This is a genomic window from Rhodococcus sp. WAY2 (assembly GCF_009859915.1).
In the GTDB taxonomy this organism is placed as follows: Bacteria; Actinomycetota; Actinomycetes; order Mycobacteriales; family Mycobacteriaceae; genus Rhodococcus_F; species Rhodococcus_F oxybenzonivorans.
The window spans coordinates 4,431,928-4,455,114 of the sequence record NZ_CP046572.1 but is presented as its reverse complement, the minus strand read 5'-3'; the positions used below and the strand labels follow the sequence as shown (position 1 = coordinate 4,455,114).

Below are 23,187 nucleotides of genomic sequence, written 5' to 3'. Positions count from 1 at the left end.
ACAGGTCTAGCACACCGCACACGCCATCGCAAGCATTCTTGTACCGATCGATCCAATTCGAGCTGCCAGATAAAAGTGCAGTACAAACAACTTGTAAGAAGGCTTTAGCGAACACTCTGGACTATTTTTGGATCGATCAGTACATTCCTTGTCATGAACGAGAACGATCACGACGCCGCCCGCGTCGCGCTGGTCTCCGGCGGATCCCGCGGCATCGGGGCCGCCGTCACCACGGCCCTGATGCAGCGCGGCTGCCGGGTGGGATGCACGTATCGGACCAGACGTGACGAGGCCGAGAAGCTCGCCGCGGACGCCCCCGAACAGGTACTCCCGATCCGCTTCGACCTGCATGACGACACCACGGCGCCCACGGCGGTGGAATGCGTCGTCTCCCACTGGGGACACCTCGATTCGCTCGTCCTGAACGCGGGCCAGTGGTCGGGCGGGCGGCTCGTCGAGACGGACCCGGACGCCTGGTGGAGCGTGATAGAGACGAACCTCCGCGGCACCGTCGCCCTCGCCCGGGCCGCGCTACCCCACCTCCTCCACGGCAGGTCACCGAGCATCGTGCTGGTGTCGTCGGTCGTCGGCCTGATCGGTCACGCCGGCGACACCGCGTACGCGAGTGCGAAGTCCGCGATGATCGGCTTCGGTCGCTCACTCGCCAAGGAGGTCGCACGTGACGGCATCCGGGTCAACGTGCTGGCCCCCGGCTTCGTCACCACCGACATGACCGACGCGGTGCCCGACTCCGCACGCAGGCGCATCGAACGAGAAACCGTCCTCGGCCGATTCGGCACCGTCGACGAAATCGCGAAGGCCGCAGTCTTCCTCAGCGAAGACGCCACATTCTGCACCGGCTCCGTCCTCACCGTCGACGGCGGCTGGGCGCTGTGACACACCACGACCGCATCGACCAACAACGAAGGGACACAACACCATGACCGCGACACTCACGCATTCGGTCGGCATTCCGGAGTCGGAGTACCTGGCGCTCCGGGACCGCATTGTCGAAGCTATCTGGTCCGAACTCGATCCGCTGGAACAGCGAATCGAGGACGACGAGCAGGTTCCGCACGACATCGTCATGCCCATCCTCGACCGGATCGGCGCGCTCGGCCTGCTCGTTCCCCGCGAGTACGGCGGCAGCGGCCTCTCGATCGCCCAATACCTGCCGATCATCGCCGAATTCGCCAAAGTGCAGGGCGGGCTCCGGGTCATCGTCCACGTGCACAACTCCTTCGCCCACGCACTCTCCGAGATCGGCAGCGACCGGCAGAAGGCGGACGTGCTGCCGGGCACGGCCACGGGCAAGAACTCGGTCGCGTTCGCGCTGACGGAGCCGGGTTTCGGGACGGGCGCCGACCTCGGGTCGACCGCGGTGCGCGAAGGTGACGGCTACATCCTGAACGGTGAGAAGTGGTTGATCACCAACTCGGACATCGCATCTCACTTCATCGTCTTCGCGAAGACATCCGACACCGACGTCTCCGCGTTCCTCGTTCCCCGCGAGACCGAGGGTCTCTCGATCGCAGCGCTTCCCGAGACGATGGGCTGCAAGGGCACCGAGCACGGACGCGTCACCCTCGACTCCGTCCGGGTGCCCGCCACCGCCCTCGTCGGCGCCGAAGGGCAGGGAAACGAGCACCTCGAACGCGCACTGGAGATCAGCCGGGTGTTTATCGCGGCAAGCTCCCTCGGCACGTCCGAGCGTGCCCTCGAACTGTCGATCGCCCACGCGAAGAGCCGTGTCACGTTCGGCAAGCCGATCGGCACACGGCAGGCCATCCAGCGCTACCTGGCGGAGATGGCCACCGATGTCTACGCCCTGCGCGGGATCCTGGCCGACGCAGCGCAGAAGTGGGATGCCGGCGAACGGATTCCCGCCGAGGCCAGCATGTGCAAACTGTTCGGCCTCGAAGCCGTCGGCCGGGTCACCGACCGGGCCCTGCTCATCCACGGCGGAATCGGATACACACGCGCGCATCCGATCGAACGCCTCTACCGGGACGCCCGCCTCAACTGGCTCGAGGAGGGAACCCCGACGATCCAGTACCTGGTCACGGCGGGACGACTGCTCGACGGGTACGAGTTCTCCGACGCCTTCGAGACGTCGCGCAACAACTGACACCAGTTTCCCTGCGGCCGGGACCGGCCGCAGGGAAGCACCACGCTCGCGAAGGAGACGAACAATGACCGACCACGACCCCACCGTCCTCGTCGCGGGGGCGCGAACCCCGTTCGGACGTTTCATGGGATCCCTGTCGAGCCTGAGCGCCCAGGAACTGGGTAGCCACGCGATCGGTGGTGCGCTGGAATCGGCCGGCGTCGACGCACGCGCCGTCGACCACGTCCTCATGGGCCAGGTCCTCACCGCAGGCAGCGGCCAACTGCCCGCGCGCGTCGCGGCAGCGGCCGCGGGAATCCCCATGACCACACCGGCACTGACCATCAACCGGATGTGCCTCTCCGGAATCGACGCGATAACACTGGCGCACCAGATGATCGTCGCCGGCGACGCGGACATCGTGGTCGCCGGCGGTCAGGAATCGATGAGCACTGCGCCGCACCTGCTGACGAACAGTCGGCGCGGGCACAAGTACGGCGACACGGTACTGATCGACCACCTCGCATTCGACGGGCTCCAGGACGCGTTCACCGGGTCGTCGATGGGGGCGCTGACCGAGTCGCGGAATCCCGAGTACGGGATCGGCCGCGAGGCCCAGGACGAGTGGGCCGCACGCTCACACCGTACGGCCGCACGCGCGCGCAAGGACGGTGTCTTCGCGGCCGAGATCGTTCCCGTACCGATCACGTCCGGTCGGGGTGAGTCGACCGACGTGAGCCACGACGAGGGCATCCGGGCCGACACCTCGGCAGCGGACCTCGCAGGTCTACCTCCGGCCTTCGCCGCCGACGGCTCGCTGACCGCGGGCAACTCGTCACCGATCTCCGACGGTGCCTGCGCCGTCGTGGTCACGCGGAAGTCGACCGCCGTCCGGCTCGGACTGTCGTGGCTGGCCGAGATCGGATCACGCGCCGTGGTAGCCGGACCTGATTCGGGTCTGCACGAGCAGCCGTCGAACGCCATCCAGGTCGCGTGCCGACGCGAGGGGATCGAGCCTCGCGACCTCGATCTCGTCGAGATCAACGAGGCGTTCGCCGCCGTCACACTCGTCTCGTCCGAACGCCTCGGTCTCGACACGGACCGGGTGAACGTCAACGGCGGCGCGATCGCGCTCGGCCACCCGATCGGCGTCTCGGGCGCACGGATCGTCCTGCACCTCGCGCTCGAGCTGCGACGCCGCGGCGGTGGCGTCGGCGCAGCGGCGCTCTGCGGGGGCGGCGGCCAGGGGCAGGCCCTGATCGTGCACGTCGAACGGTAATTCGATGAGCACCAAGTACGAGCTCAACCGCGCCGAAATTCTGCGCGTGTCCGCCGAGCTGTTCGCGAGGTCGGGCTACCACGGCACCGGGATCGCCGACCTCGGCACGGCGGTGGGACTCGGCCGCGGGGCCCTCTACCACTACATCGGCAGCAAGGAGGAAGTTCTGTTCGCGATCAGCAGCCGGCAACTCGCGCAGATGAACGACGTGGCCGACGAACTCGCCCTGACCGAACCGGATCCGGAGCGCCGCCTCCGCGGTCTCGCGCGGGCCCTCCTCCGCAACATCGCCGAACACCGTGCGGAGTGGACGGTGTTCTTCCGTGAGTACCACGCCCTGACCGGTGATCGGCGTGCGCGGGTCGTCGCGGCCCGCGAACGGTACGAATCGCATTGGCGGCACGCGTTCGACCAGGGCGTCCGCGACGGGGTGTTCACACTGTTGCCGCCGTTGATGATCAAGGGTGTGCTCGGCATGTTCAACTACAGCTACCTCTGGCTCACGGCCGACGGGGCCCGCACCCCCGAGGAGATCGCCGACGGGTTTCTCGACGCCCTCATCACCGGGCTGGCCGCGCCGAAGCCGTGATCTGGGCCGTCTAGACTCACACCTTCGACCGCCGGGAAACAGAGGGGCCCTTCGATGAGCGACAAGTACGACGCCAACCGGGACCGAGTCCTGCAGGTGGCCGCCGAATTGTTCGCGAAGTCGGGCTACCACGGCACTGGAGTCGCCGAGATCGGTGAGGCCACCGGACTGGGGCGGGGCGCGCTGTACCACTACATCGGCAGCAAAGAGGCAATCCTCTACGAGATCAGCAGCCGGCAACTCGCGCAGATGAACACGGTCGCCGACGAACTCGCGCTTTCCGAGGCTGATCCGGAGAAGCGGCTTCGCGGTCTTGCACGTGCGCTCATGCGGAACATCGCCGACCACCGTGCGGAGTGGACGGTCTTCTTCCGTGAGTACCACGCCCTGACAGACGAGCGTCGGGATCGGATCATCGCCGAACGTGAACGCTACGAATCACATTGGCGGAACGCATTGGCGGAGGGCATTCGCGACGGACAGTTCCGTCCTCTCCCGCGGCTAATGGTCAAGGGCCTGCTGGGCATGTTCAACTACAGCTACCTGTGGATCACACCGACCGGCGCCGAGACCCCCGAAGACATCGCGGACGAGTTCCTCGACGCCGTCGTCACGGGGATGCGGGCGTGAGGCGCTTCGCGCCCGTGAGTGGTTAACGAGTGCAGGGACTCGTTAACCACTCACCGGCGGCGGAGCCGCTGACTTGGACGCACCAAACCAGCGAGGACTATCCTCGTCGCATGAGTCCGTCGCCGGCCACCCCTGCCCGTTGCTCCATCGCGCGCACCCTCGAAGTCCTGGGCGACAAGTGGACGCTGCTCATCATCCGCGACGCCTTCTGGGGCCACCGTCGGTTCTCGGATTTCACCCGCAGCCTCGGTGTGGCGTCCGACGTGCTCACTGCACGGTTGGCGATGCTCGTCGACGAAGGAATCCTCGAACGCCGCGCCTATCGTCAGGAAGGATCACGGGAACGTCAGGAGTACGTGCTGACCGAGAAAGGCAAGCAGTTGCACGTCGTGATCGGGGCACTGGGCCAATTCGGTCGCGACCATCTGCCGCGTCCGGGTAGCACCTCCCCCGAGTACACCGACGAGACCACCGGCGAGGCCGTCTCCCTGGCGTTCGTCACCGACGACGGTCGACGCGTGAGCACGTCTAGCCTTCATGTCCAGCAATCTGATCCGGCCCCGACAGCCGGTAAACAGGGTTAGTCCTCGTCGATCGCAGCTCATTCTTGTTCGTGAAGCTCCCTATGCCTTGACGAGAAGCGCCTCCCGTACAGCAGCTCGAGGCCAATGGCTCACAGGCGCATGGGTAACTCGTGCAGCCCGCAGAGGTGCCTCGTCATAACCATGCTAACTTGGTATTTCCAAGCTAGAGAGAATCGAGGCAAAATGGCAGTGCAACACGGAGTTCGCGCAGTCGAGAATTTCTGGGCCGAGGTGTGGCAGTCACCCCAGAATCCCCAGGCGATCGACGAACTCGTCGTCGATGATTTCGTCATCGTCACCGGCGGACAGGCGATCCGCGGCCGAGACGCCTTCAAGGAATGGGTGCTTAATTTCCAAGCCACCGTCGAGGATCTGGAGTTCATTCCCATCGAGACGTTCCAGAACGAGGACGGTTCCCGCGTAGCCTCGCTCTGGGAAATGACCGGGCGCAACCGCGGCATCATGGGCACCGAACCGGACGGGCAACCGATCCATCTGACAGGCACCGCGGTGTGGAACGTCCGCGCAGATGGGCTGCTCGAATCCAACCGCGTCGAGCGCAATGCCTGGGAGCTGCACCGGCGGCTGACGGCCTAGGATTCGCCCCACTCACGGAGCCGAAGATGATTTGTCGAGATCGTGACTCGTCCAGCCACGATCTCCGACACCGCCTGCTTATCGCGGCGACACCCAACCCGGTGACGTGAGGTTCCCCTCCTCACGTCACCGGAGCAGTCTGCACCCCGTGTCCAATCCAGCCTACCGCCGAGCCGGAACCATCCTGTGCGTTTGCCGGCCCCCATCGACTGACGAGCCCAAGGAGCACTTACATGCCCCTCAGGTTGCAACCGCACACGACTCGGGTAATACCCACCAAGAGCACAGAAACCACCGATGCAACACGAGTTTTGGAACCGAGCGGGCCTTTACCCGCTACCTGGCAGACACCGTCGTAACAACTCCGCTGCCGAAAGCCAGTCCAATGCCATTACCTCGCCTGAGCGCTCCTCACCAACACATCCGCGAACTTTAGCCTCGAAGTCCTCGCTGGATACAGGCCTACGCGAATGCCCCAGCGGGAGTTCCTCTACCGCTTCGACCAGTGATCCGTCATTGAACTCGACAGTTACCCTGCAGTTGCCGTCGAGTACCCCATTCCCCTCAGGATCAGCTATCAGGCCGATGCGGTCGAGGATGCTCCGCACCTCCGGGCGCTGTACAGCAGCATCCGTGAAGCTTGCGATATCGGGGAACCCGTCCAACAGGGTGGCGGCTATGCCGTAATTCAGCGAAAACTTGCCTTCCAGACCCGTACTCGGATAGTCGTGAATCAACGGTAGAACTGCACTCCGTGGAGTGTGCAGTCGAATGCGGGCAATCTCGTTGATCGGGAGCGCACCCAGCGACCGAATCGCGGTGATAGGGCGCTGAAGGGCGTAACAGCACGGATGGAGCTTCAGCCCCAGACCATCCGGAATGAGGGGTCCTGAAAGTTGCGGGGAGTTCCGGCCTCCGACGAGCCGAAACCACTCATCGACAGCGCGCGGGTCGGCAGTCGCGCCTGCTGCGGCGAGTCGGGCTGCACGTACACCGGCATCCGCAGCGAATCCGACCTGCATCGGCTTGCCTGCGGTGCCAAATGCTTGACGGACACCGCCTGCGGCGGGAACAGCGTGTGCCATCGCTGTAGCAACGCCGTCTGAGTCGAGCCCGAGAGACAGCCCCGCTGCGACAGCAGCCGCGATGGCACCGACCGTCGCGGTGGAATGCCATCCCTGCGTGTAATGGTTCCAACCGAGAGCGCTACCAAGGCGCGCCATCACGCCCGCCGCCGCTAGGTACTCTCGCGCACCACCGCCCGCTGCCAACGTGGCGGGCACGCACACCACACTGATGTGCGTCGTGGACGGTATGTGCAGATCGTCGAAATCGAGTACGTGCCCGACCGTTGCCCAACGCAGCGCAGCCGGCAGGCCATCAGTCCACGCGACCACCGGATCATTCAGTGCCGCAAGGGTAACGGTGACGGTATCGATCAAAGCACGTTGCGCAAGCTCGAGATCTGCGGACGTTGGGTCGATACCGGCGGCCCATCGTGTGAGTTCACGCATGCCGACGACGCTTGACTCCTGCACCGCACCAGTCATCACCGCTCCTTCTCTGCAGAGTTTCCTTCAAAAGTATCCAGGTTCGGAACACCATACCGCTGAGCGGCATACCCCACAAGCTTTGCGGGCGGCCTTCGCCATCAGCCATGAGCCTCGTTCAACCTGGCACGAGTGGTGGCAACCACCGCGTGCACGTCAACCTTGACAGCTGTGACCCTAAGCACGATACTTAAATGGCGAAACGCTGTGCCGCTCAGCAGCACGGACGGGTTCGCTCCCCTACGTCCGCACTCGCATCGAACGTCTTACTTCGACTGCAACGACCGTGCCGCAGTGGCATCGAAGCCGGAACCGAGTTCACCTGTAGAGGCACTCCCGCGCATCTTGTTCCAAGAATCCGGAGGTTCCTCAACGGTTCTTACCGGACCGAACGCCACCACGCGGAACCACCCAGGAACCTTCGAAACCACCGTCAACGACCTCATCCTCCGCGAAAGGCGCCCAGCAAATGAAAATGGACACATCCGATGAGACGGCGATAATAAACCCGAGACGGCAGCTGATTGCCGGCACTATCGGACACTCGGTGGAGTTCTTCGATTTCCTCGCATACTCCTACCTAGCGGTGTACTTCGCGTCTTCCTTCTTCCCTTCCTCGGAATCGTCGGGACTAGTGCCCCTTCTGAGCGCATTCGGAGTTTTCGCCGTCGGGTTCCTCGCGCGGCCGTTAGCAGGACTCTTCATCGGACTCTTCGCAGATAGGTACGGCCGCCGACGAGCCCTGAGTCTCACCATCACCCTTATGGCCGGCGGTAGCTTGCTCATCGCCTTATGCCCTACGTACAACCAGATCGGCGTCGCCGCGCCCATAGTTCTGACTGTTGCCCGCATCCTGCAGGGATTGTCCGCAGGAGGCGAGTACACGACGGCGGGTGCATTCATCGTCGAATCCGCGCCAGCCGGGCGGCGCGGCTTCTACTCGAGCTTCATGTTCGTCGCCTCCGGCCTGGGCAAATTGACGTGCCTTGCCTTCATTACTGCGTTCGTCGCACTCATCGGTGAAGACGCTATGCGCGACTACGGTTGGCGAATTCCCTTCGCTGTCGGCGCATTAGCCGCGGTCGCCGCCTGGTATATCCGCCGCGGGACCCAAGAAACGCTCAAAGCGACCGACTCCGAATCGGGTGCCACGCCGACAGGCCGCAATCCACTCGCTGCTCTGCAACGTTATCCCCGACAGTCCATCATTGTGTTCGCGATCGCAACCGGAATGGGCGTGGGACAGTACTTCTGGGCTACCTACTTGACAACTTACTTCCAGATCCAGAACGGTGTCTCTGCCACCACCGCCATGACGGTCGGGATCATCACCCTGATTCTTTACACCGCTGCCCAGCCACTCGCCGGGTTGATCTCCGACAGATACGGGCGCAAACCATGCATGTATGCATTCAGCATCGGCACTGTGATCGTCACACCTTTCCTGCTCTCTATCTCGAGCACGAACTTCACAACACTCATCATCATCCAGCTCATCGGCCTACTGCTCTTGAGCCTGTGCACATCGATCACGTCAGCCGTGATGGTCGAGAATTTCCCGCCGCACGTCCGAGTGAGCGGCCTGGGATTCCCGTACTCGCTCTCAGTGGCGCTCTTCGGCGGAACAGTCCCGCTTGTTGCCACTAGCCTGGCCAATGCAGGCTACGCCCGATATTTTCCGTGGTACATCGTGGTCACTGCCGTAATTACGCTGCTCGGTGCTATATCGGTGCCGGAAACGTATCGAAGCGACATTTCGGGTGATGCCGATCGGAAGCCTTCGGTGCCCGCGTAGCTTCACCTTCACGCTGCCGGGCGGTGATCGCCAACCCTCGGCCGCTACAGACAGCATCATGCCAACGCTGTAGCGGCCGAGCGGTTGACCGACCGAAGCATCATTACCACGGTCCCGAGGATCACCAGTCCGATGAGTGCGGGAATACGTGGACTCGCGTGAGTAACACCGATGGCGCCAACTGCGTCGATCGAAGCCGGGCAGAAAACGCAAACACGCGGACGCCGAAGCTGAGCGCATTAGTCTCTTCGCCAGCATGCGGTCACCTCACGGGGCCCTACTCCGAGGTGATGACCCTCGGCGAAAGTCTTCGGCGAGCGCCATCAAAGGAATATCTCGAGCACTTCGGCATGACAGCCCGCCGGTTCACCGAACGGCTGTGCCAGCTCACTCCTGCGTCACATTGTGCTCTTTACGCCTTGGCGAGCTAGTATCCACCACCACCCTGGCCTCCAACACCCTGTCTCGTCGAGTACCCCACCGAGCGGCCCTGTTACAGTCCGCTCCTGTAGTTGGCACTCCCCGAACCCTGACTCGCGCGACCGGATTGGTTCTTCTCGAGTGTTCAAAGTGTTCATGGGACAAGGCGATCTGGAGGATTCCGCCGACGGGCCGGATTCCTGTCGACGTCAGTAGTTGCTCGCTTCTGATTGCCGACTTCTGCCCATAGTGATTCGGTAGGTGTAGTTCTCGGGTAAGTAGTAGTTGACCGCCAGCTCCACTACCTGACCGTCCGAGTCGAGGTACAAGCGATCGGCACGCAACAAGGGGTGCCCGGTGGGGCAGCCGAGATAGTGGGCGATGTCCTCGGCGGCCGGTGCGACCGTGATCGACTGCACAAGATCTGCCACGGGTGACGCCAGATGAGGTTCAAGAAGGCCAATGATCGTCTGCGACCCGATCTCACCTGATTGCATCTCCGTGCCACCGGACAGGTGGCGCGCGTGCGCGTCGGGAAGGTGAACAGTCGTCGTCACGAACACACCACCTGCATGGCGACGTACGTACGTGATCGTGCTGACGAAATCGCTGTCGAGGCGCAGTCTGCTTGCGGCTTCGATGTCAATCCGGCGCCGAAGGGGCGCAACTATTTCGGTGGTGGTATCAGAAGGGAGGTTGGTCAGTGCCTCAATGTGTCCGAGACGGCGAAGGCGCATACTCGCGCCTTCGGAGACGAACGTACCCCGGCCCGGAATTCGGTACACAAGGCCATCCGCTACCAGGTCGTAGAATGCTCGGCGCACCGTCTGCCGACTCACAGCAAATTCTTCGGCAAGGGAAAGTTCAGTGGGAAGCTGTCGGCCACCGTGGAAGTGACCTGCAGCAATTTGCTCGCGCAGCGCAAGAGACACCCGTCGATGTGCTGGCTCATTTCCATTGTTGCGGTCACCCATGCGCCCGCGCCGATTCGTTCAAGTGTCGCGCTGCGGTGTCCATCGCATACCGATCCGTCGAAAAGGTCCAGCCATCAGAATAGCGTTTTTTGAGACGCTATGCCAGTGCACGGCACACACGACTTACCGCCTCCGGAAATCCGATGCGAGCCACCCTTGCCAAATGGGCGCTGGCCCGCCGCGTACGCTCCCGCGGGAATGCACAGCTCGTGACAGCACCGTTCACCGTTGATCGGAGACTGAACGCTCATCGATCTCGCGCGGCTGAGCGGATACCGTCGCGCCAGCCGAATTCGTGACGTCGCTGTGCGGGAGTCGCCGCGCAGATCGGTGCGACGCACCTCTTTCGGGGATCAGAGCAGTGAGCTCACATTCGCTGCTGTGTCGCTCACTTGCTTTCCCCACCAAGACACTCGCTGTTCGTCGAACCGCGTCTCGGGCATCGAGATTCCGATGCCCCCGACAGGGCATCCGTCCTCCCCCAGCACGGCCGCTCCGACAGCGCACACCCCCATACGATTCTGGTTGATACTGACCGCATATCCGACCCTGCGAATCTCGTCGATCTTTTTCCTGATCGACTCAGGATCGGTGTCGGTCTGCGGAGTCAGCTTTTCGATCGGGCTCGACAGCACTCGGTCCACTTCGTCGTCCGGTAGCTGCGCGAGGATGGCCAACCCGCCCGAAGTATGGGGCAGCTGATACGTGGCACCGACCTTGATGAATGTGCGAACCGCCTGATGTGAGTCCATCCGCTCGATCTGCACGACGCGCTCGGCACCATCACGAACCTGTAGCGTGATGGTTTCGTTTGTCAGATCCCGGAGCTCCCGCATGGGTTCGAGCGCGACGGTACGCAGGTCACCCTTGTCCCATCCACGCCTACCCACCGCGAGCGCCCGGGAGGTCAGCTTCCACCTCGTGTATTCGCTACCGTCGCTACGGATCCAACCCGCCGACGCCAATGCCTGCAAAGTGCGCTGAACCGTCGATTTCGGCAGCTGAAGGGTCCGTGACAGTTCCCCGACCCCCACCGGCTGAGCCTCTGCCACAGCTTCGAGTACCCGCAAACCCCGTTCGATGCCCTGCACTTGCAATCCCTTCGACCGCCGTTGAATGAGCGCCACTGACAGCACTCATATCGTCTTGTGCCGATTATCGGCACAGCATGTCGAAATGTCCAGCCCTCGGTCCGGCGCGCTCGCGGTTCAGCGGTATCCGCCCTCGACTGCGCCAGATCCTCGTGAAGACGAACTGTTCGCAAGGATCTTGAATACTCCAGTTGCCGTGGCTACTACCGCGTTGTCGACGCGCAGATCCGAATCGGCAAAAACGATTGATGCCGTACGCCGCACTATGCGCGGCGAACTCGTCAGTAGGTCGCCCACCAGAACCGGACTGAGGAAGTTGACGTTCAGCTGCACGGTGGCCATGTTCTGCGTGCCGGATTCATGGAGGGCCGTCGAACCCAGGGTCCGGTCGGCGAAGGCCATGATCAGGCCCCCTTGCACTGCTCCTCGTAGGTTGCGGTGTTGCAGCCCGCACCGCAGCCCGTATTCTCGCCCACCGCTTTCTGTATGGCGGCGGAGTAGTGGACCGATCATCCCGATGAACCCGTCGTCGTGTATCTCCGCCCATGCGGCTTCAGTCACCACAAACTCCTATCCCATTCCTGCTTCGGTCTCCTGCCCAGCGCCTTTTCCCACCCAGCGGGCCGGCTGACTGCAACGGCAGAAATGCCAGACCCGCCTTCGGCGGAGGGCGGCGGGGACACCAGCGGCGGGGGTTGGAGGCGCCCCACCGCCGGCGGCCCCGCAGGTTGCGTCGGCTTGACCCTCGCGACCACCACGAGTCCGCTGCCGCGCAACCGGTCAGTGGTGTTACTGCGTAGCCGAGAGAACCTGCGACGGGACTGCCGTGTCGCGAATCTCCCAGAGCACCGGCTTGATGCAGCGGAAGAACTGCTCCGCATCCTCGCTCATCGGAAAGTGGCCGAGGCCCCTCATCGGAATTACCTTCGCACCTGTGATCTGCGCACCGAGTTCTTCGGCCTCCTCGGGCCCTGTAGCGAAATCGTATTCACCATTGAGGATGTAAACTGCGGTCTGCGAGGTGTCGATGTCCTTCGCCGTATCCCGAAGATCATGCTCGACGCTGTAGTACTGCAGATCACCCTTGAACACCGGCGGTGACCCCTGACTGTAGACCCATGTCGTCTCCCGGCGGCCGACCTCCGGCGCAGTCGGTGATGTGAGTGCGTACATCGCTGCCGGCTTCGAGTCATTGCTGATTTCGGGGTGAAACCAGTAGTCGAGGTAGTAGCCCGGCGAATACAAGGCCGCTTCCAGGCCGATCACGGCACGGAACTTCCCGGGGTAATGCAAAGCGAGATCCGGGGCGAGATTGCCGCCCATCGAACTACCCATGTAGACCGCATCCGGGCACTCGAGTGCGTCAGCGAGGGCGACCACGAACTTCATGAAGAAATCCTGGGTCAGGGTGTACTCCTGCTCCCACCAGCGTACCGACAGCGGCGGTAGCGACCGGCCGTGATAGGGCAGGTCCCACGCGATCACCCGGAAGTTTGCCGTGATCTCCTCGTCCTCCAGTAGATGGCGATACTGGCGGGCATCGCAGCCTGCGGTGTGCTGCAGCAGCAAGGGAATACCCGAGCCGCTCTCCTCGTAGTAGACCCGATACTCGATGTCGTCGATCGTCAGATGCACATACCGTCCAACTGCTTTGTCGAACTTGGTCGTGGTCATTTCGCCTCCTCGGCAACCCTGGTGTACGAACGCATGAAGTCGAACAGCCGCCGTAGGGCGGCGTAGTAGGCGAAAAACATCTTCATGTCCCCGCCATATCTGAAGTTGTGCCGAGAAATCGCGGAAAAGAGGTCCTGATAGAACGGCCGCGGCACTCGCTGGAAGAACCTGTTCCACTCCTCGGCCGGTGCCGAGACCTCTATGTCGTAATTGCGCGAGACTGTCATGAAGTTGTTGCCCGCCGGCGGTGTCATCGACTTCAGCCGCCCCTCGCGGACCACCAATATGTACGTCTCGTCGCCGATCTCCAAACGGATGATGGCGTCCCAGAAGCGTGCCGCAATCTTGAATTCCGGATCCAAGTTGAGCGCTTCGGTGAACCTATCCGTGTCAACAAATGGCATGAGTCTGTTCCTTTCCAGGGGGAAGTCGCTTGCCCGACCGCGAACCACACCGACCACACGGGAGGCTCGGCGACCACGACGTCCATCCTGTGCCGCTGTGCGGTACGCCGTGTCAGTATCGAGTATGTGCACGGTTTCACAGAAAGTCAATGGAGGTCGAGGTGGAATACCGTCGGTTGCCGTCGCGGCGCCTGGGCAGAGTTCATGGCGGAGATTCAGCACTCGCGCATCTCATGAAGGTGTCGAGCACGCTCAGACGGGTAGATGATTCTTACTTCCATCCAAGGAACCTTTGGCTCAACGCATTCCGTGAAGACGGTTTACATCGTGAGGACCATGCGATAGCGCGCCCGTCCTTCCTCCATCGCGGCATAGGCCTCCGCGGCTCGGGCCAGTGGTCGTTCCTCGATTCGGGCGCGCACTCCCGACAAGACAGCGAATTGCATGGTCTCTTCGACGTCTCGGGCGGTACCGGAGGGGTGGCCGGTCACGGTGATGCCCGGAGTGATCAGCTGAAGGGGGCTGATGGGCAATGGCTCGGGCGTGACGCCGACCACCTTGAGTTCGCCGCGCGGAAGCAGCCCGCCGATCATCTCCCCCATCGCCTTCGAGTTCGCGGCAGTCGCCAGAATGACCGCCACGCCCCCCAGTGCCCGCAGAGCTTGACTGACGTCGCCCTCAGTGGAGTCGATGTAGTGATGGGCGCCGAGTGCACGAGCGTCCTCGCGCTTGTCGGCGCCACGGGCGACAGCGATCGTTTCAAATCCCATCGCCCGTGCGAACTGCACTCCGAGGTGGCCGAGACCGCCGATTCCGAGGATGGCAACCCGGTCACCCGCGACAGCCTTGGATTTCCGTAGCGCGTCGTAAGTTGTGACGCCGGCACAGCTCATCGGCGCTGCCTCAGTTAAGGAAAGTTCACTCGGTATCCGGGCGAGTGCGTTGGCAGGCACTGTCACCGACTCGGCATAGCCTCCGGGGTATTGCCAACTCGGCACCTGCAGCTTCTCGCAGTAGATGAAGGCACCTTGACGGCAGGGGATGCATTGGCCGCAATGTCCCCCGAACCAACCTACCGAGACCCGGTCGCCAACTGTGTAGTCGTCGACCCCGGCACCGAGTTCGACAATCGTTCCGGCAATCTCGTGCCCAGGGGTGAGAGGCCAGGACATGCCGGGAAATGCGCCGTTGACGAAGGCGTGGTCGGTACCGCAGACTCCGCAGGAAGAGACGGCGATCCGCACGTAATTACGTGGGGGTGAAGTGGTTTCGACATCGACCACCGTCATCGGTTCGCCGGCGGACCGAACGTGAACAGCGTGATGAGTAGGCATGCAGATCCTCACTGTCGGGCCGGGCGCCGCTGTGCGCGATTCCCGGCGTGCTCGTCGGAGAATGATGAGCATTCGAATCCACCCTCGAATTGCGGTAGACGCTGCGACGCCACAATCCGGCGCACCGCGCGACGCCACAGGCAGAACTGAGTGGCCGAGCCCGAGTCTCGAGAGGGGACCCAGGCCGGCATCGTGAGCCATCGAAGCCCATACCTCAGTCAAACGCCTGAGCTGCGCTCCTGACAAGAGTGACAGAGATCAAAACATCCGAGAGTGGGCCGAACCTCCGCGGGCATGAGCTCACAGAACATCGCCGTCGGCCGGTTGCCAGTTGAGAACAAGCTCCACGAGGCCGGGGAAACGTTCATTGAGGTCCTCGAGCCGAACGCGGCTACGGCGCTCGAGACCATGCTGCCGCTGCCGGATGACGCCCGCTTCCCTGAGGGCCTTGAAATGATGGGTGAGGCTCGACTTCGGGCGGTCGAAGCCGAACCAACCGCACGTGTGGTCGTACTCCTCGGAGTCCGTCAGGAGTCGCTTGACGATTGTCAGCCGGAGCGGGTCGGCAAGAACGCCCATCACTCGCTCCAGGCGTAGTGCGGACGTTGCCGGTTCAGGGAGCGGCGGCGGCAGAGCCGCCTCGCTGTCTGTCTTGCGGTAAGTCGGTGCGAGGCGAGTCATAAATCCACCATAGCCGAAGTACGAAACTTGTCGTACTATGAAGTACGAATATTTACGTACTGGTACGGCCAGTATCGAACAGGAGGACCTTCGTATGGAGACATCGATCCCCCGAAGGAAGCTGCAATGGTCCCTGGCGGCCGCAAGCACAGTGACAGCCATATTCGTACTATCGAATGCGCCTACGCCGCTGTACGCGCACTGGCAGGCCGCCTGGGGTTTCAGCTCCGGAACCTTGACCATCGTTTTCGGCGCGTACATGGTTGGATTGATCAGCACGCTCGTCGTCGCCGGTAAACTCGCCGACCGACACGGACGAAAGGTCGTTCTCGTTCCCGGCCTGATTGCCGCAGTAGTGGCGTCCTCACTCTTCCTGTTGGCCACCGACGTCTTATGGTTATTCGCGGCCAGACTCTTGGCGGGTGTCGCAGTGGGCGCGGCCGTCACCGCAGGGATGTCGGCAACGATCGATCTTGCACCTGAACACCGCCGCCGAGCAGGTTCCAAGATCGCCTCTGCAGCTATGGTGTTCGGCGCCGGGCTCGGCCCAATGCTGTCCGGTGCCCTTACACAAGCGGTGGCTACGCCTCAGCTCTGGATATTCGGGATCGTGGTTTCCATATCCTTATTTGCACTAGTCCTCGCAACAAAGCTACCGCTTCAACGCGCCATCGTAGAGCGACGCCCTTCTGATCCCCTCTGGACGTGGCCTTCGGCTCCTCGTCCCAATCGACGCGAACTGGCATGGGGGATCGCAGCCTTCGCCCCAGGAATAACGTCGACGTCCTTCTTTCTGTCCCTGGGTCCCACCGTCCTCGTCACTGGGATCGGCAATCACAGCGCCCTACTCGCCGGGGTGACGGCATGCAGCATGTTCCTGGTGGCAACCGGCATTCAGTTCGCCCTTGCCCGTTTCGATTTCCGGACCCACCTGGCGTTGAGTTCGATAGCCGCGATTGCCTCGATGTCGTCCCTCATAGTGAGCATTACCGTCTCCTCGACACCCGCGGTGTTCGTCATTGCTGCGGGTCTTGCCGGTGCCGCGCAGGGCCTGGGGCAGCTGGCCGCCCTGACGCTGATAAGCACCCGGGTCCCACAACGAAACGGCGCGGAATCCAACGCGGCACTCAACATCGCCGGTTACATCCCGGCTGCTTTACTTCCCGTGGGAACCGGTTACCTCATACAGTTCACCTCCTTCCACTCGGCCGTCACCACCTTCGCTGCAATCGTCATCGTGTGCGCACTCATCGCACTTGTGGCCGTGCGGATCAGTACAGGTCGGCACTCAGATAACGCTGTCCGAGGAAATGTAGCGATCTGCGAACAGGCCGACGACGCGATTCTGGTCTGAGTCGGCATCCATGACGGTCGGTACCGGCGCTGCAGGTGCGAGGTTCTGCTCGTCACTACTCCGGAGGCCGGCCGGCAACCCACGCGGCGATCTGCGTTCGCGACGTGAAGCCGAGCTTGGACAAGATATGTTCGACATGCCCTTGCGCCGTGCGTTGTGCGATGACCAACCGCTCGGCGATCTGTCTATTGGTCAACCCCTCTGCGACGAGGTTCGCCACTTCGCGTTCACGGCGGGTCAATGCGACCGGGGTATCCGACAGAGACGTCTTTGCACCCTGCGACTGCCTGCCGAGGGCGAACGCGACTGCCTCGTCGTCACCCAAATTCCGGCCATACAGAAGTTGCCGTTGGTATTCCCGCTCGGAAAGCGCCCGGCGGGTCCATTGTTCACACTCCCGCTGATAGTGAGTCTTGTCGAGGAAGGTCGAAACCGACCCGCCGATCTCGCGCCACATGCCTTCCGCTGCGCCGAGCAAGGTCGCGGCACGAACTGCATGGCGTTGGTCGGCTTCCACCCAAGCCAAGACTTGGAGGCACCGAGCGACGCCGACCTGGTCATCCACTTGGCTCGACAGCCGCAGACCCTCCTCGAGCACAGCCACAGCACCCGCCAGCTCACCTTCGATCCACAATGCCCATCCGCCGGTCATGCATGATCGTCCGCGGTACACGATTTCGCCGTGTTGTTCGGTCAGCGAATACATTTCCTCATGACACTGGTACCCCGTTCGCGCGTCACCTGTCGAGATGCTGCAAAACTCGAGACCTAACAGACTGGCGATACGACAGAAAAGGTAGTTCTCGTCCACTGCAGCGGTGACGGCGTTGTTGAACGAGGCAGCCGCGCGCACCGGGTCGGCGCTGTACAGCGCCAGACATCCGGCGGCGAAATGTGCCAACGCGGGGAGCGAGCTATCGGGGCCTTGATCGGTCCCAGCATCAGCCTCGGCGAGTAGCGCCGCCTCGTCAGCGGTGTCGCCTTGCATGCCGGCGAGAACACTGGACTGGTAAAGAACTTTGGTGCGATCAGCTGTGGGCTGCCTGTCGTGCGCCTGCAGAAGCCGTCCGAACCAGAGGCGGCCTTCGCTGAGGTGTCCCCGGGAGATCCAGTAAGGGAAGAGCGCGGACGCGATGTGTAGACCGGTTTCAGCTCCTTCCGGTGATTCTGAACAGAATCGTAGGATGTCTCGTAGGTTGGGCTGTTCGCGGTCGAGCCGGCGAATACAGTCCAGTTGCCGGGGGCTCACCCAGTCCGTCTCCGCTCCGACGACCAGTTTCTGGTACCAGCAGCGATGCCGTTCCCGCAGAACTGCGAGGCCGCCTAGTCCCTGGAGTTTTTCCCGCCCGTAGTCTCGCAGGGTTTCGAGGAGGCGGTAGCGGACCACCGAACCTGCTTCTTCCTTGATCACGATCGATTTGTCGACCAAGGCTGCAAGCAGGTCGAGTAGATCGGCCGACGCGATGGCGCCGGCACAAATGTCCTCGGCCGCATCGAGTTCGAAGCTGCCGGCGAATATCGTCAACCGCGCCCACAGTTGCTGTTCGTCGGGCGAGCACAGCTCGTAACTCCAATCGATAGACATTCGGAGTGTCTGCTGGCGACTCGGCGCTGCCCGACTGCCAAGTTTCAACAACTGAAGTCGATCGGTCAGTCGATCGAGCACTTGCTGCACGGACATCGCTCTCAAGCGCACCGCTGCCAGCTCGATGGAGAGCGGAAGCCCGTCCAGCCGCTGACAAATCGCAGTCACGGCGGACTGGTTCTCGGCCGTCAGTTCGAAGTCGGGTTGAACTGTCGTTGCCCGCTCGACGAAGAGCATGACGGATTCGTATTGTGGTAGCTCTCGAAGCGATGGAACACGCCGGTCATCCGGGACCGAGAGCGGGGGTACGCGCAGCACCACCTCCCCGGCAAGTCCTACAGGCTCGCGACTCGTCGCCAGGATGCGCAGTCCCGGGCACGATCGCAACAGCGTATTTGCCTGTGCAGCCACCGCTTCGAGCAGATGCTCACAATTGTCGAAAACGAGAAGCAGCTGCTTGTCGGCGAGATACTCGGTGAGCGCCGACAGGGCGGAGTTACCCGATTGGTGGCGGCACCCCAGGGCCTCCGAGATGGTATTGGTCACCAGCTGTGCATCCCGCAGCTCCCCCAGCTCGACCAACCAGACTCCGTTCGCAAATCCTCGCCGCGCATCGTGGGCGACCCGAAGAGCAAGCCGCGTCTTGCCGACGCCGCCCATACCTGTGAGTGTGACGATCCTGGAGGCCGCGAGCTGTCGGCGTGTCTCAGCAATCTCGTGTCGGCGACCGACGAAGCCGGTCAAATCAAGGGGAAGGTTTCCAGCACTACCACGCCGCCGCGGCGAAGAGTCAGCACTGTTTCCGACTGCTGAGGCCACTTCTGCAGTATTCGGCGTTGCGTGGCCTGGAAGTGTGCGCCCACTCACCAGCCCGCCGGGCGAGGGAGGACCGACTGAGTCCTGCCGAGAACCGTTTGGAATGGCCATGTCGTCGACACGAAGACCGTGTCGTGCCTGTGCAATCTGCAGTTGGTGCCCGAATTCTTCGGCGGTGGCAAACCGGTTCGCCGGGTCGCGAGCCATCGCTCGTTCGACGATCTCCCGGACGTCACCTGGAACCTCCTGATCCTCGAGGCGAGGTACGGGTGCCGTGGTGATGCGAAGAAACTGGGCGACTACTTGCTCACCCTCTTGCCGTTCGAACGGGGCGTGCGCGGTGATGACGCAGAAAAGTGTCGTACCTAAGCTGTAGATGTCGGAAGCCGCGCTAGGGGGACCGCCGGCGAGGACCTCGGGGGTGGTGAAAGCCGGCGAGCCGGTGATAGTACCTTCCACGGTCTGGAAGGCACCGGCGATGTGAGCGATGCCGAAGTCGGTCAGCTGAGGGTCGTCGTAGTCGGTGAGCAGGATGTTCGCTGGCTTGACGTCGCGGTGCAGGACACCGACCCGGTGCGTGGCCTCCAGTGCACCCGCGATCTTCACGCCCAAGCGGAGTGCTTCGGACCAGCCCAGCGGGCCGGATAGTCGAAGCCGGGCCTGGAGTGAGTCTTGTGGATGGTATTGCATCACCAGGTAAGGACGCCCGCTGGCGGTCGAACCGACATTGAGAACGCTGACGATATTCGGGTGTCCTGTGAGGCGTCCCATCGCGCGTTGTTCGCGAAAGAAGCGGGCTCGGTTCTCTTCGTCCAAATGCGCGGTCAGGACCTTCACCGCCACCGTTCGATCCAGCATCGGTTGTCTACAGCGGTACACCACGCCGAATCCACCGCGGCCGATTTCTCGCACGTCCTCGAAGCCGACCGCAGTCAATTCACCTGCGACCGCGTCCAGGTCGGCGCGCTGTGTATCTTGCGATCCAGGTTCCGTCATCGGACTGCTTCAATCCGGAGGCTGACACAGCTTCCTCAGGAAATCCAGCGTACATTCACGCGGGTTCCAGAAGGACCGGTCACCCGATCTGCGATGCTAGGCGAGTTCGTTCCCGCTCCGTCGCAGTTCTACATGCCCAAGGTGCGCCGGGCCGTGAAGTCTCTCGTATGCCGCCTTTTCTGCTTCGTGCTGAGAGGCCTTCTTCGGATTCTCGAGATCGGGCGGTAATCCGTGACGCTCGAGTCGTCGTGCACGATTCTGGGCCATGTAGGACACCGCGTAGAAGAGGGCGAGCAGGAGGCCGAGCAGAATCATCGAGCCGCGCAACCACAAGGGACCGGGAAAAAGCAGGAAGGCGGCGAAGACGGGGATGAACGGCACCATGCTGCGTACGAGGTGCCGTGGAACCGCCCGATCCCCTGTCAGGTCGTTTCGAACCCAGTCCTGCATCGAGTGAGGGAGTTTGCGGCCTAGTGCGTATCCGAGCCATTGGATCGGGCTCGGCCGTGTGCGTTCGGTCTGTCGCGACATCACGAATCCTGTTCACATTGCGCTGAGGTTGATATCGACGCCTGGGCCGTCAGTGGTCCAGCGCTCCCGCTCGAAGCGCGGCTTGATTGATTCGGGTGAGGATCTTGTGGAGTTCTTCGAGTTCGGTCAAGCTGACGCCGAGCTTGTCGATGACGGCCGGCGGAATTTTTTCGGCCTCGGCACGGAGTGCAACTCCGGCATCGGTCAACTCGACGTTCAGTTGCCGCTCGTCGGCCCGGCTGCGGGTCCTCGTGATCAATCCGGAAGCCTCGAGGCGTTTGAGGAGCGGCGAGAGGGTTGGGGAATCGAGTTGCAAGGCTGTGCCAATCTCCTTGACAGCCATCGGCGACTTCCCCCAGAGGGCGAGCATCACCAGGTACTGCGGATGGGTCAACCCCATCGGCTCGAGCAGTGGACGGTAGACGGAGAGCACGGCTCGGTTCGCGATGGCGAGCGCAAAACACACCTGCCGATCGAGCGCGAGCAAGTCGTTACCCGCGATTCGCTGGTCACTGTCCAAGGTCATAAGATCACGATACCAGAATGGTTAGTGCGATAATTAATATTGCACTAACCATTCTGGCCGGTTCACGGGAGTGAATCGATGAGGACGCCCAGCTCCGTGCGAGGCCCCGAGAAGAAGGGCGTCTCCAGCCGAACATGACGACGCGCGTCCGTCGCGCGCAAATCCCGCATCATGTCCACGATTCGACTGGGATCGGACGCCTCGAACGCCAGGATCCATTCGTAGTCACTCAACCCGAAGGAACTCACGGTATTGGCCCGCACGTCCGCGTAGTTGCGGGCCGCACGACCGTGCTCGGCAAGCTGGCGGCGCCGTTCCGGGTCCGGCAGCAGATACCACTCCAGTGACCGATTGAACGGGTACACACAGACGAACCGCCCCGGTTGCTCATCGGCCACGTAGGCGGCGATGTGACTGCGGTTGAATTCGGCGGGCCGGTGAAGCGCGGCCGCACTCCACACCGGGGCGCATGCGCGCCCGAGGGAGCAACACCGAAAATGCGAGTACGCGCGTTGCAATTCCTCGACGGACTCGGCATGCGTCCAGACCATGAAATCAGCGTCTGCGCGCAGACCCGAGACGTCGTAGATACCGCGGACGGTGACACCCAATTCTGCGAACCCGTCGAAGGCGGCCTGCGCGTCCTCGGCAACGCCGCCCCGCAGGTCCGGAAGTGCACCTGCGGTCACCTTGAAAACCGTGAACATCATATAGCGGACCCGTTGGTTGAGTTCGTTGATGCGAGAGCGCGACACGGCTGATTACTTCTCGACCGGTACGCCGACCAACGAGCCGTATTCGACCCACGAGCCGTCGTAGTTTCGAACTTCGGAATAGCCCAGCAGTTCGTGGAGTACGAACCAGCTGTGTGCCGAACGTTCTCCGATCCTGCAGTAGACGATGATGTCGTTCACCTCGTCGAGACCCGCATCGGCGTAGAGAGCACGGAGATCGTCCTCCCCCAGAAACGTGCCGTCGTCGGCTGCCGTCTTTGACCACGGAACGTTGACAGCCGTCGGAATATGCCCGGCAACCTGCGGTTGTTCTTGCGGGTAATGCGCCGGGGCGAGGATCTTGCCAGAGAATTCGTCGGGAGAGCGGACGTCGACAATGCTTGACCCTCCGATCTGCTCGATAACCTCGTCGCGGTGCGCGCGAATCCCGGACACTGGTTCCGAGGCGACGTAGTTGGTGCCCGGTCGGCTGACGTCGTCGCTCGAGAGCGGGCGTCCGTCGAGTTCCCACTTCTTGCGTCCGCCGTCGAGCAGCCGCACGTCTCGGTGCCCGTATAGCTTGAAGTACCAGTAGGCGTAGGCGGCGAACCAGTTGTTGTTTCCGCCGTACAGAATCACCGTATCGCTGTTCGCGATACCTTTGGCGGACAGAAGCTTTTCGAACGATCGCTTGTCGATGAAGTCGCGGCGGACCGGATCTTGCAGATCGCGCTTCCAGTCGATACGAACAGCGCCGTCGATGTGGTTGATGTCGTATTGCGCGGTGTCCTCGTCCACCTCCACCAGTACGACATCAGGGTCCTGCCCGTGGTCGACGACCCAGTCGGCGTCGACCAGAAAAGTACTTCTGCTCATGTTCATCCTTCACTCGGGCAAATAGGTAGCGCATACATAGTTAGCACACGATCTATTCGTGCGCTATATTTTGGGTCACCT

Annotated in this window: 22 protein-coding genes; 9 read left to right on the top strand and 13 right to left on the bottom strand. The window is 62.5% G+C overall.

Annotated elements, in window-relative coordinates:
- Positions 1 to 153 precede the first annotated feature (153 nt).
- From GFS60_RS20345 to GFS60_RS20315, 7 genes are all read left to right on the top strand, one after another.
- Positions 154 to 897 carry an SDR family NAD(P)-dependent oxidoreductase gene (locus GFS60_RS20345; protein WP_159924029.1) on the top strand — a complete coding sequence of 248 codons (744 nt, stop codon included), beginning with the start codon at positions 154 to 156 and terminating at the stop codon, positions 895 to 897.
- A 43-nt stretch (positions 898 to 940) separates the two neighbouring features.
- Positions 941 to 2,128: an acyl-CoA dehydrogenase family protein gene (locus tag GFS60_RS20340; RefSeq protein WP_159924027.1), complete on the top strand. Its 1,188-nt coding sequence runs from the start codon at positions 941 to 943 to the stop codon at positions 2,126 to 2,128.
- Positions 2,129 to 2,192: 64 nt separating this feature from the next.
- Positions 2,193 to 3,386 carry an acetyl-CoA C-acetyltransferase gene (locus GFS60_RS20335; protein ID WP_159924025.1) on the top strand — a complete coding sequence of 398 codons (1,194 nt, stop codon included), beginning with the start codon at positions 2,193 to 2,195 and terminating at the stop codon, positions 3,384 to 3,386.
- Between the two features lie 4 nt (positions 3,387 to 3,390).
- Positions 3,391 to 3,975, top strand: a complete 585-nt coding sequence (locus tag GFS60_RS20330; protein ID WP_159924023.1) for a TetR/AcrR family transcriptional regulator — start codon at positions 3,391 to 3,393, stop codon at positions 3,973 to 3,975.
- Positions 3,976 to 4,029: 54 nt separating this feature from the next.
- Positions 4,030 to 4,605: a TetR/AcrR family transcriptional regulator gene (locus GFS60_RS20325; protein WP_159924021.1), complete on the top strand. Its 576-nt coding sequence runs from the start codon at positions 4,030 to 4,032 to the stop codon at positions 4,603 to 4,605.
- Positions 4,606 to 4,715: 110 nt separating this feature from the next.
- Positions 4,716 to 5,189 carry a winged helix-turn-helix transcriptional regulator gene (locus GFS60_RS20320; RefSeq protein WP_159924019.1) on the top strand — a complete coding sequence of 158 codons (474 nt, stop codon included), beginning with the start codon at positions 4,716 to 4,718 and terminating at the stop codon, positions 5,187 to 5,189.
- A gap of 183 nt (positions 5,190 to 5,372) precedes the next feature.
- Positions 5,373 to 5,786: an ester cyclase gene (locus tag GFS60_RS20315; protein ID WP_159924017.1), complete on the top strand. Its 414-nt coding sequence runs from the start codon at positions 5,373 to 5,375 to the stop codon at positions 5,784 to 5,786.
- A gap of 329 nt (positions 5,787 to 6,115) precedes the next feature.
- Here GFS60_RS20315 and GFS60_RS20310 read toward each other — a convergent pair whose 3' ends face one another.
- Positions 6,116 to 7,336 (bottom strand): MmgE/PrpD family protein, encoded by a 1,221-nt coding sequence (locus GFS60_RS20310; protein ID WP_159924015.1) that lies wholly within the window; start codon positions 7,334 to 7,336, stop codon positions 6,116 to 6,118.
- Between the two features lie 475 nt (positions 7,337 to 7,811).
- Here GFS60_RS20310 and GFS60_RS20305 point away from each other — a divergent pair, with 475 nt between their 5' ends.
- Entirely contained in the window at positions 7,812 to 9,131 is a 1,320-nt protein-coding gene (locus tag GFS60_RS20305) for an MFS transporter (RefSeq protein ID WP_236603217.1), read from the top strand.
- Positions 9,132 to 9,760: 629 nt separating this feature from the next.
- Here the strand turns inward: GFS60_RS20305 and GFS60_RS20300 are convergent.
- From GFS60_RS20300 to GFS60_RS20270, 7 genes are all read right to left on the bottom strand, one after another.
- Positions 9,761 to 10,525, bottom strand: coding sequence for a GntR family transcriptional regulator (locus GFS60_RS20300; RefSeq protein ID WP_159924010.1), 765 nt, complete (start codon positions 10,523 to 10,525; stop codon positions 9,761 to 9,763).
- 353 nt (positions 10,526 to 10,878) lie between these two features.
- The gene (locus GFS60_RS20295; RefSeq protein ID WP_159924008.1) at positions 10,879 to 11,616 is read right to left on the bottom strand and encodes an IclR family transcriptional regulator; all 738 of its coding nucleotides are present in this window, start codon (positions 11,614 to 11,616) and stop codon (positions 10,879 to 10,881) included.
- 117 nt (positions 11,617 to 11,733) lie between these two features.
- The gene (locus GFS60_RS20290) at positions 11,734 to 12,177 is read right to left on the bottom strand and encodes a PaaI family thioesterase (protein WP_236603216.1); all 444 of its coding nucleotides are present in this window, start codon (positions 12,175 to 12,177) and stop codon (positions 11,734 to 11,736) included.
- Between the two features lie 228 nt (positions 12,178 to 12,405).
- Positions 12,406 to 13,290 carry an alpha/beta fold hydrolase gene (locus GFS60_RS20285; RefSeq protein WP_159924006.1) on the bottom strand — a complete coding sequence of 295 codons (885 nt, stop codon included), beginning with the start codon at positions 13,288 to 13,290 and terminating at the stop codon, positions 12,406 to 12,408.
- Entirely contained in the window at positions 13,287 to 13,694 is a 408-nt protein-coding gene (locus GFS60_RS20280; RefSeq protein WP_159924004.1) for a hypothetical protein, read from the bottom strand. Before GFS60_RS20280 ends, GFS60_RS20285 begins: the two co-directional genes overlap by 4 nt.
- Before the next feature lie 320 nt (positions 13,695 to 14,014).
- Positions 14,015 to 15,028, bottom strand: coding sequence for an alcohol dehydrogenase catalytic domain-containing protein (locus GFS60_RS20275; protein ID WP_159924002.1), 1,014 nt, complete (start codon positions 15,026 to 15,028; stop codon positions 14,015 to 14,017).
- Between the two features lie 300 nt (positions 15,029 to 15,328).
- Entirely contained in the window at positions 15,329 to 15,709 is a 381-nt protein-coding gene (locus tag GFS60_RS20270) for an ArsR/SmtB family transcription factor (RefSeq protein ID WP_159924000.1), read from the bottom strand.
- A gap of 37 nt (positions 15,710 to 15,746) precedes the next feature.
- On the opposite strand from GFS60_RS20270, the gene GFS60_RS20265 reads away from it, so the two are divergent.
- Positions 15,747 to 17,063 (top strand): MFS transporter, encoded by a 1,317-nt coding sequence (locus GFS60_RS20265; protein WP_236603215.1) that lies wholly within the window; start codon positions 15,747 to 15,749, stop codon positions 17,061 to 17,063.
- A 55-nt stretch (positions 17,064 to 17,118) separates the two neighbouring features.
- On the opposite strand, the gene GFS60_RS20260 is transcribed toward GFS60_RS20265, so the two are convergent.
- The 5 genes from GFS60_RS20260 to GFS60_RS20240 all read right to left on the bottom strand — a co-directional run bounded on the left by GFS60_RS20260 (position 17,119) and on the right by GFS60_RS20240 (position 23,106).
- A complete protein-coding gene (locus tag GFS60_RS20260) occupies positions 17,119 to 20,460 on the bottom strand; it encodes a protein kinase domain-containing protein (protein WP_159923998.1) in 3,342 nt (1,113 codons plus the stop codon).
- Between the two features lie 96 nt (positions 20,461 to 20,556).
- Positions 20,557 to 20,991, bottom strand: a complete 435-nt coding sequence (locus tag GFS60_RS20255; protein ID WP_109333442.1) for a DUF5313 family protein — start codon at positions 20,989 to 20,991, stop codon at positions 20,557 to 20,559.
- Between the two features lie 49 nt (positions 20,992 to 21,040).
- A complete protein-coding gene (locus tag GFS60_RS20250) occupies positions 21,041 to 21,517 on the bottom strand; it encodes a MarR family winged helix-turn-helix transcriptional regulator (protein ID WP_109333444.1) in 477 nt (158 codons plus the stop codon).
- A 62-nt stretch (positions 21,518 to 21,579) separates the two neighbouring features.
- On the bottom strand, positions 21,580 to 22,272 hold the full coding sequence (gene hemQ, locus GFS60_RS20245) for a hydrogen peroxide-dependent heme synthase (protein ID WP_159923996.1): 693 nt from the start codon (positions 22,270 to 22,272) through the stop codon (positions 21,580 to 21,582).
- Between the two features lie 6 nt (positions 22,273 to 22,278).
- A complete protein-coding gene (locus GFS60_RS20240) occupies positions 22,279 to 23,106 on the bottom strand; it encodes a sulfurtransferase (RefSeq protein WP_159923994.1) in 828 nt (275 codons plus the stop codon).
- Positions 23,107 to 23,187 lie beyond the last annotated feature (81 nt).

Coding starts and splice junctions, on each gene's coding strand:
- GFS60_RS20345 (WP_159924029.1), top strand. CDS start 154: ATGAACGAGAACGATCACGACGCCGCCCGCGTCGCGCTGGTCTCCGGC.
- GFS60_RS20340 (WP_159924027.1), top strand. CDS start 941: ATGACCGCGACACTCACGCATTCGGTCGGCATTCCGGAGTCGGAGTAC.
- GFS60_RS20335 (WP_159924025.1), top strand. CDS start 2,193: ATGACCGACCACGACCCCACCGTCCTCGTCGCGGGGGCGCGAACCCCG.
- GFS60_RS20330 (WP_159924023.1), top strand. CDS start 3,391: ATGAGCACCAAGTACGAGCTCAACCGCGCCGAAATTCTGCGCGTGTCC.
- GFS60_RS20325 (WP_159924021.1), top strand. CDS start 4,030: ATGAGCGACAAGTACGACGCCAACCGGGACCGAGTCCTGCAGGTGGCC.
- GFS60_RS20320 (WP_159924019.1), top strand. CDS start 4,716: ATGAGTCCGTCGCCGGCCACCCCTGCCCGTTGCTCCATCGCGCGCACC.
- GFS60_RS20315 (WP_159924017.1), top strand. CDS start 5,373: ATGGCAGTGCAACACGGAGTTCGCGCAGTCGAGAATTTCTGGGCCGAG.
- GFS60_RS20310 (WP_159924015.1), bottom strand. CDS start 7,336: ATGACTGGTGCGGTGCAGGAGTCAAGCGTCGTCGGCATGCGTGAACTC.
- GFS60_RS20305 (WP_236603217.1), top strand. CDS start 7,812: ATGGACACATCCGATGAGACGGCGATAATAAACCCGAGACGGCAGCTG.
- GFS60_RS20300 (WP_159924010.1), bottom strand. CDS start 10,525: ATGGGTGACCGCAACAATGGAAATGAGCCAGCACATCGACGGGTGTCT.
- GFS60_RS20285 (WP_159924006.1), bottom strand. CDS start 13,290: ATGACCACGACCAAGTTCGACAAAGCAGTTGGACGGTATGTGCATCTG.
- GFS60_RS20280 (WP_159924004.1), bottom strand. CDS start 13,694: ATGCCATTTGTTGACACGGATAGGTTCACCGAAGCGCTCAACTTGGAT.
- GFS60_RS20275 (WP_159924002.1), bottom strand. CDS start 15,028: ATGCCTACTCATCACGCTGTTCACGTTCGGTCCGCCGGCGAACCGATG.
- GFS60_RS20270 (WP_159924000.1), bottom strand. CDS start 15,709: ATGACTCGCCTCGCACCGACTTACCGCAAGACAGACAGCGAGGCGGCT.
- GFS60_RS20265 (WP_236603215.1), top strand. CDS start 15,747: ATGAAGTACGAATATTTACGTACTGGTACGGCCAGTATCGAACAGGAG.
- GFS60_RS20260 (WP_159923998.1), bottom strand. CDS start 20,460: ATGACGGAACCTGGATCGCAAGATACACAGCGCGCCGACCTGGACGCG.
- GFS60_RS20255 (WP_109333442.1), bottom strand. CDS start 20,991: ATGTCGCGACAGACCGAACGCACACGGCCGAGCCCGATCCAATGGCTC.
- GFS60_RS20250 (WP_109333444.1), bottom strand. CDS start 21,517: ATGACCTTGGACAGTGACCAGCGAATCGCGGGTAACGACTTGCTCGCG.
- GFS60_RS20240 (WP_159923994.1), bottom strand. CDS start 23,106: ATGAGCAGAAGTACTTTTCTGGTCGACGCCGACTGGGTCGTCGACCAC.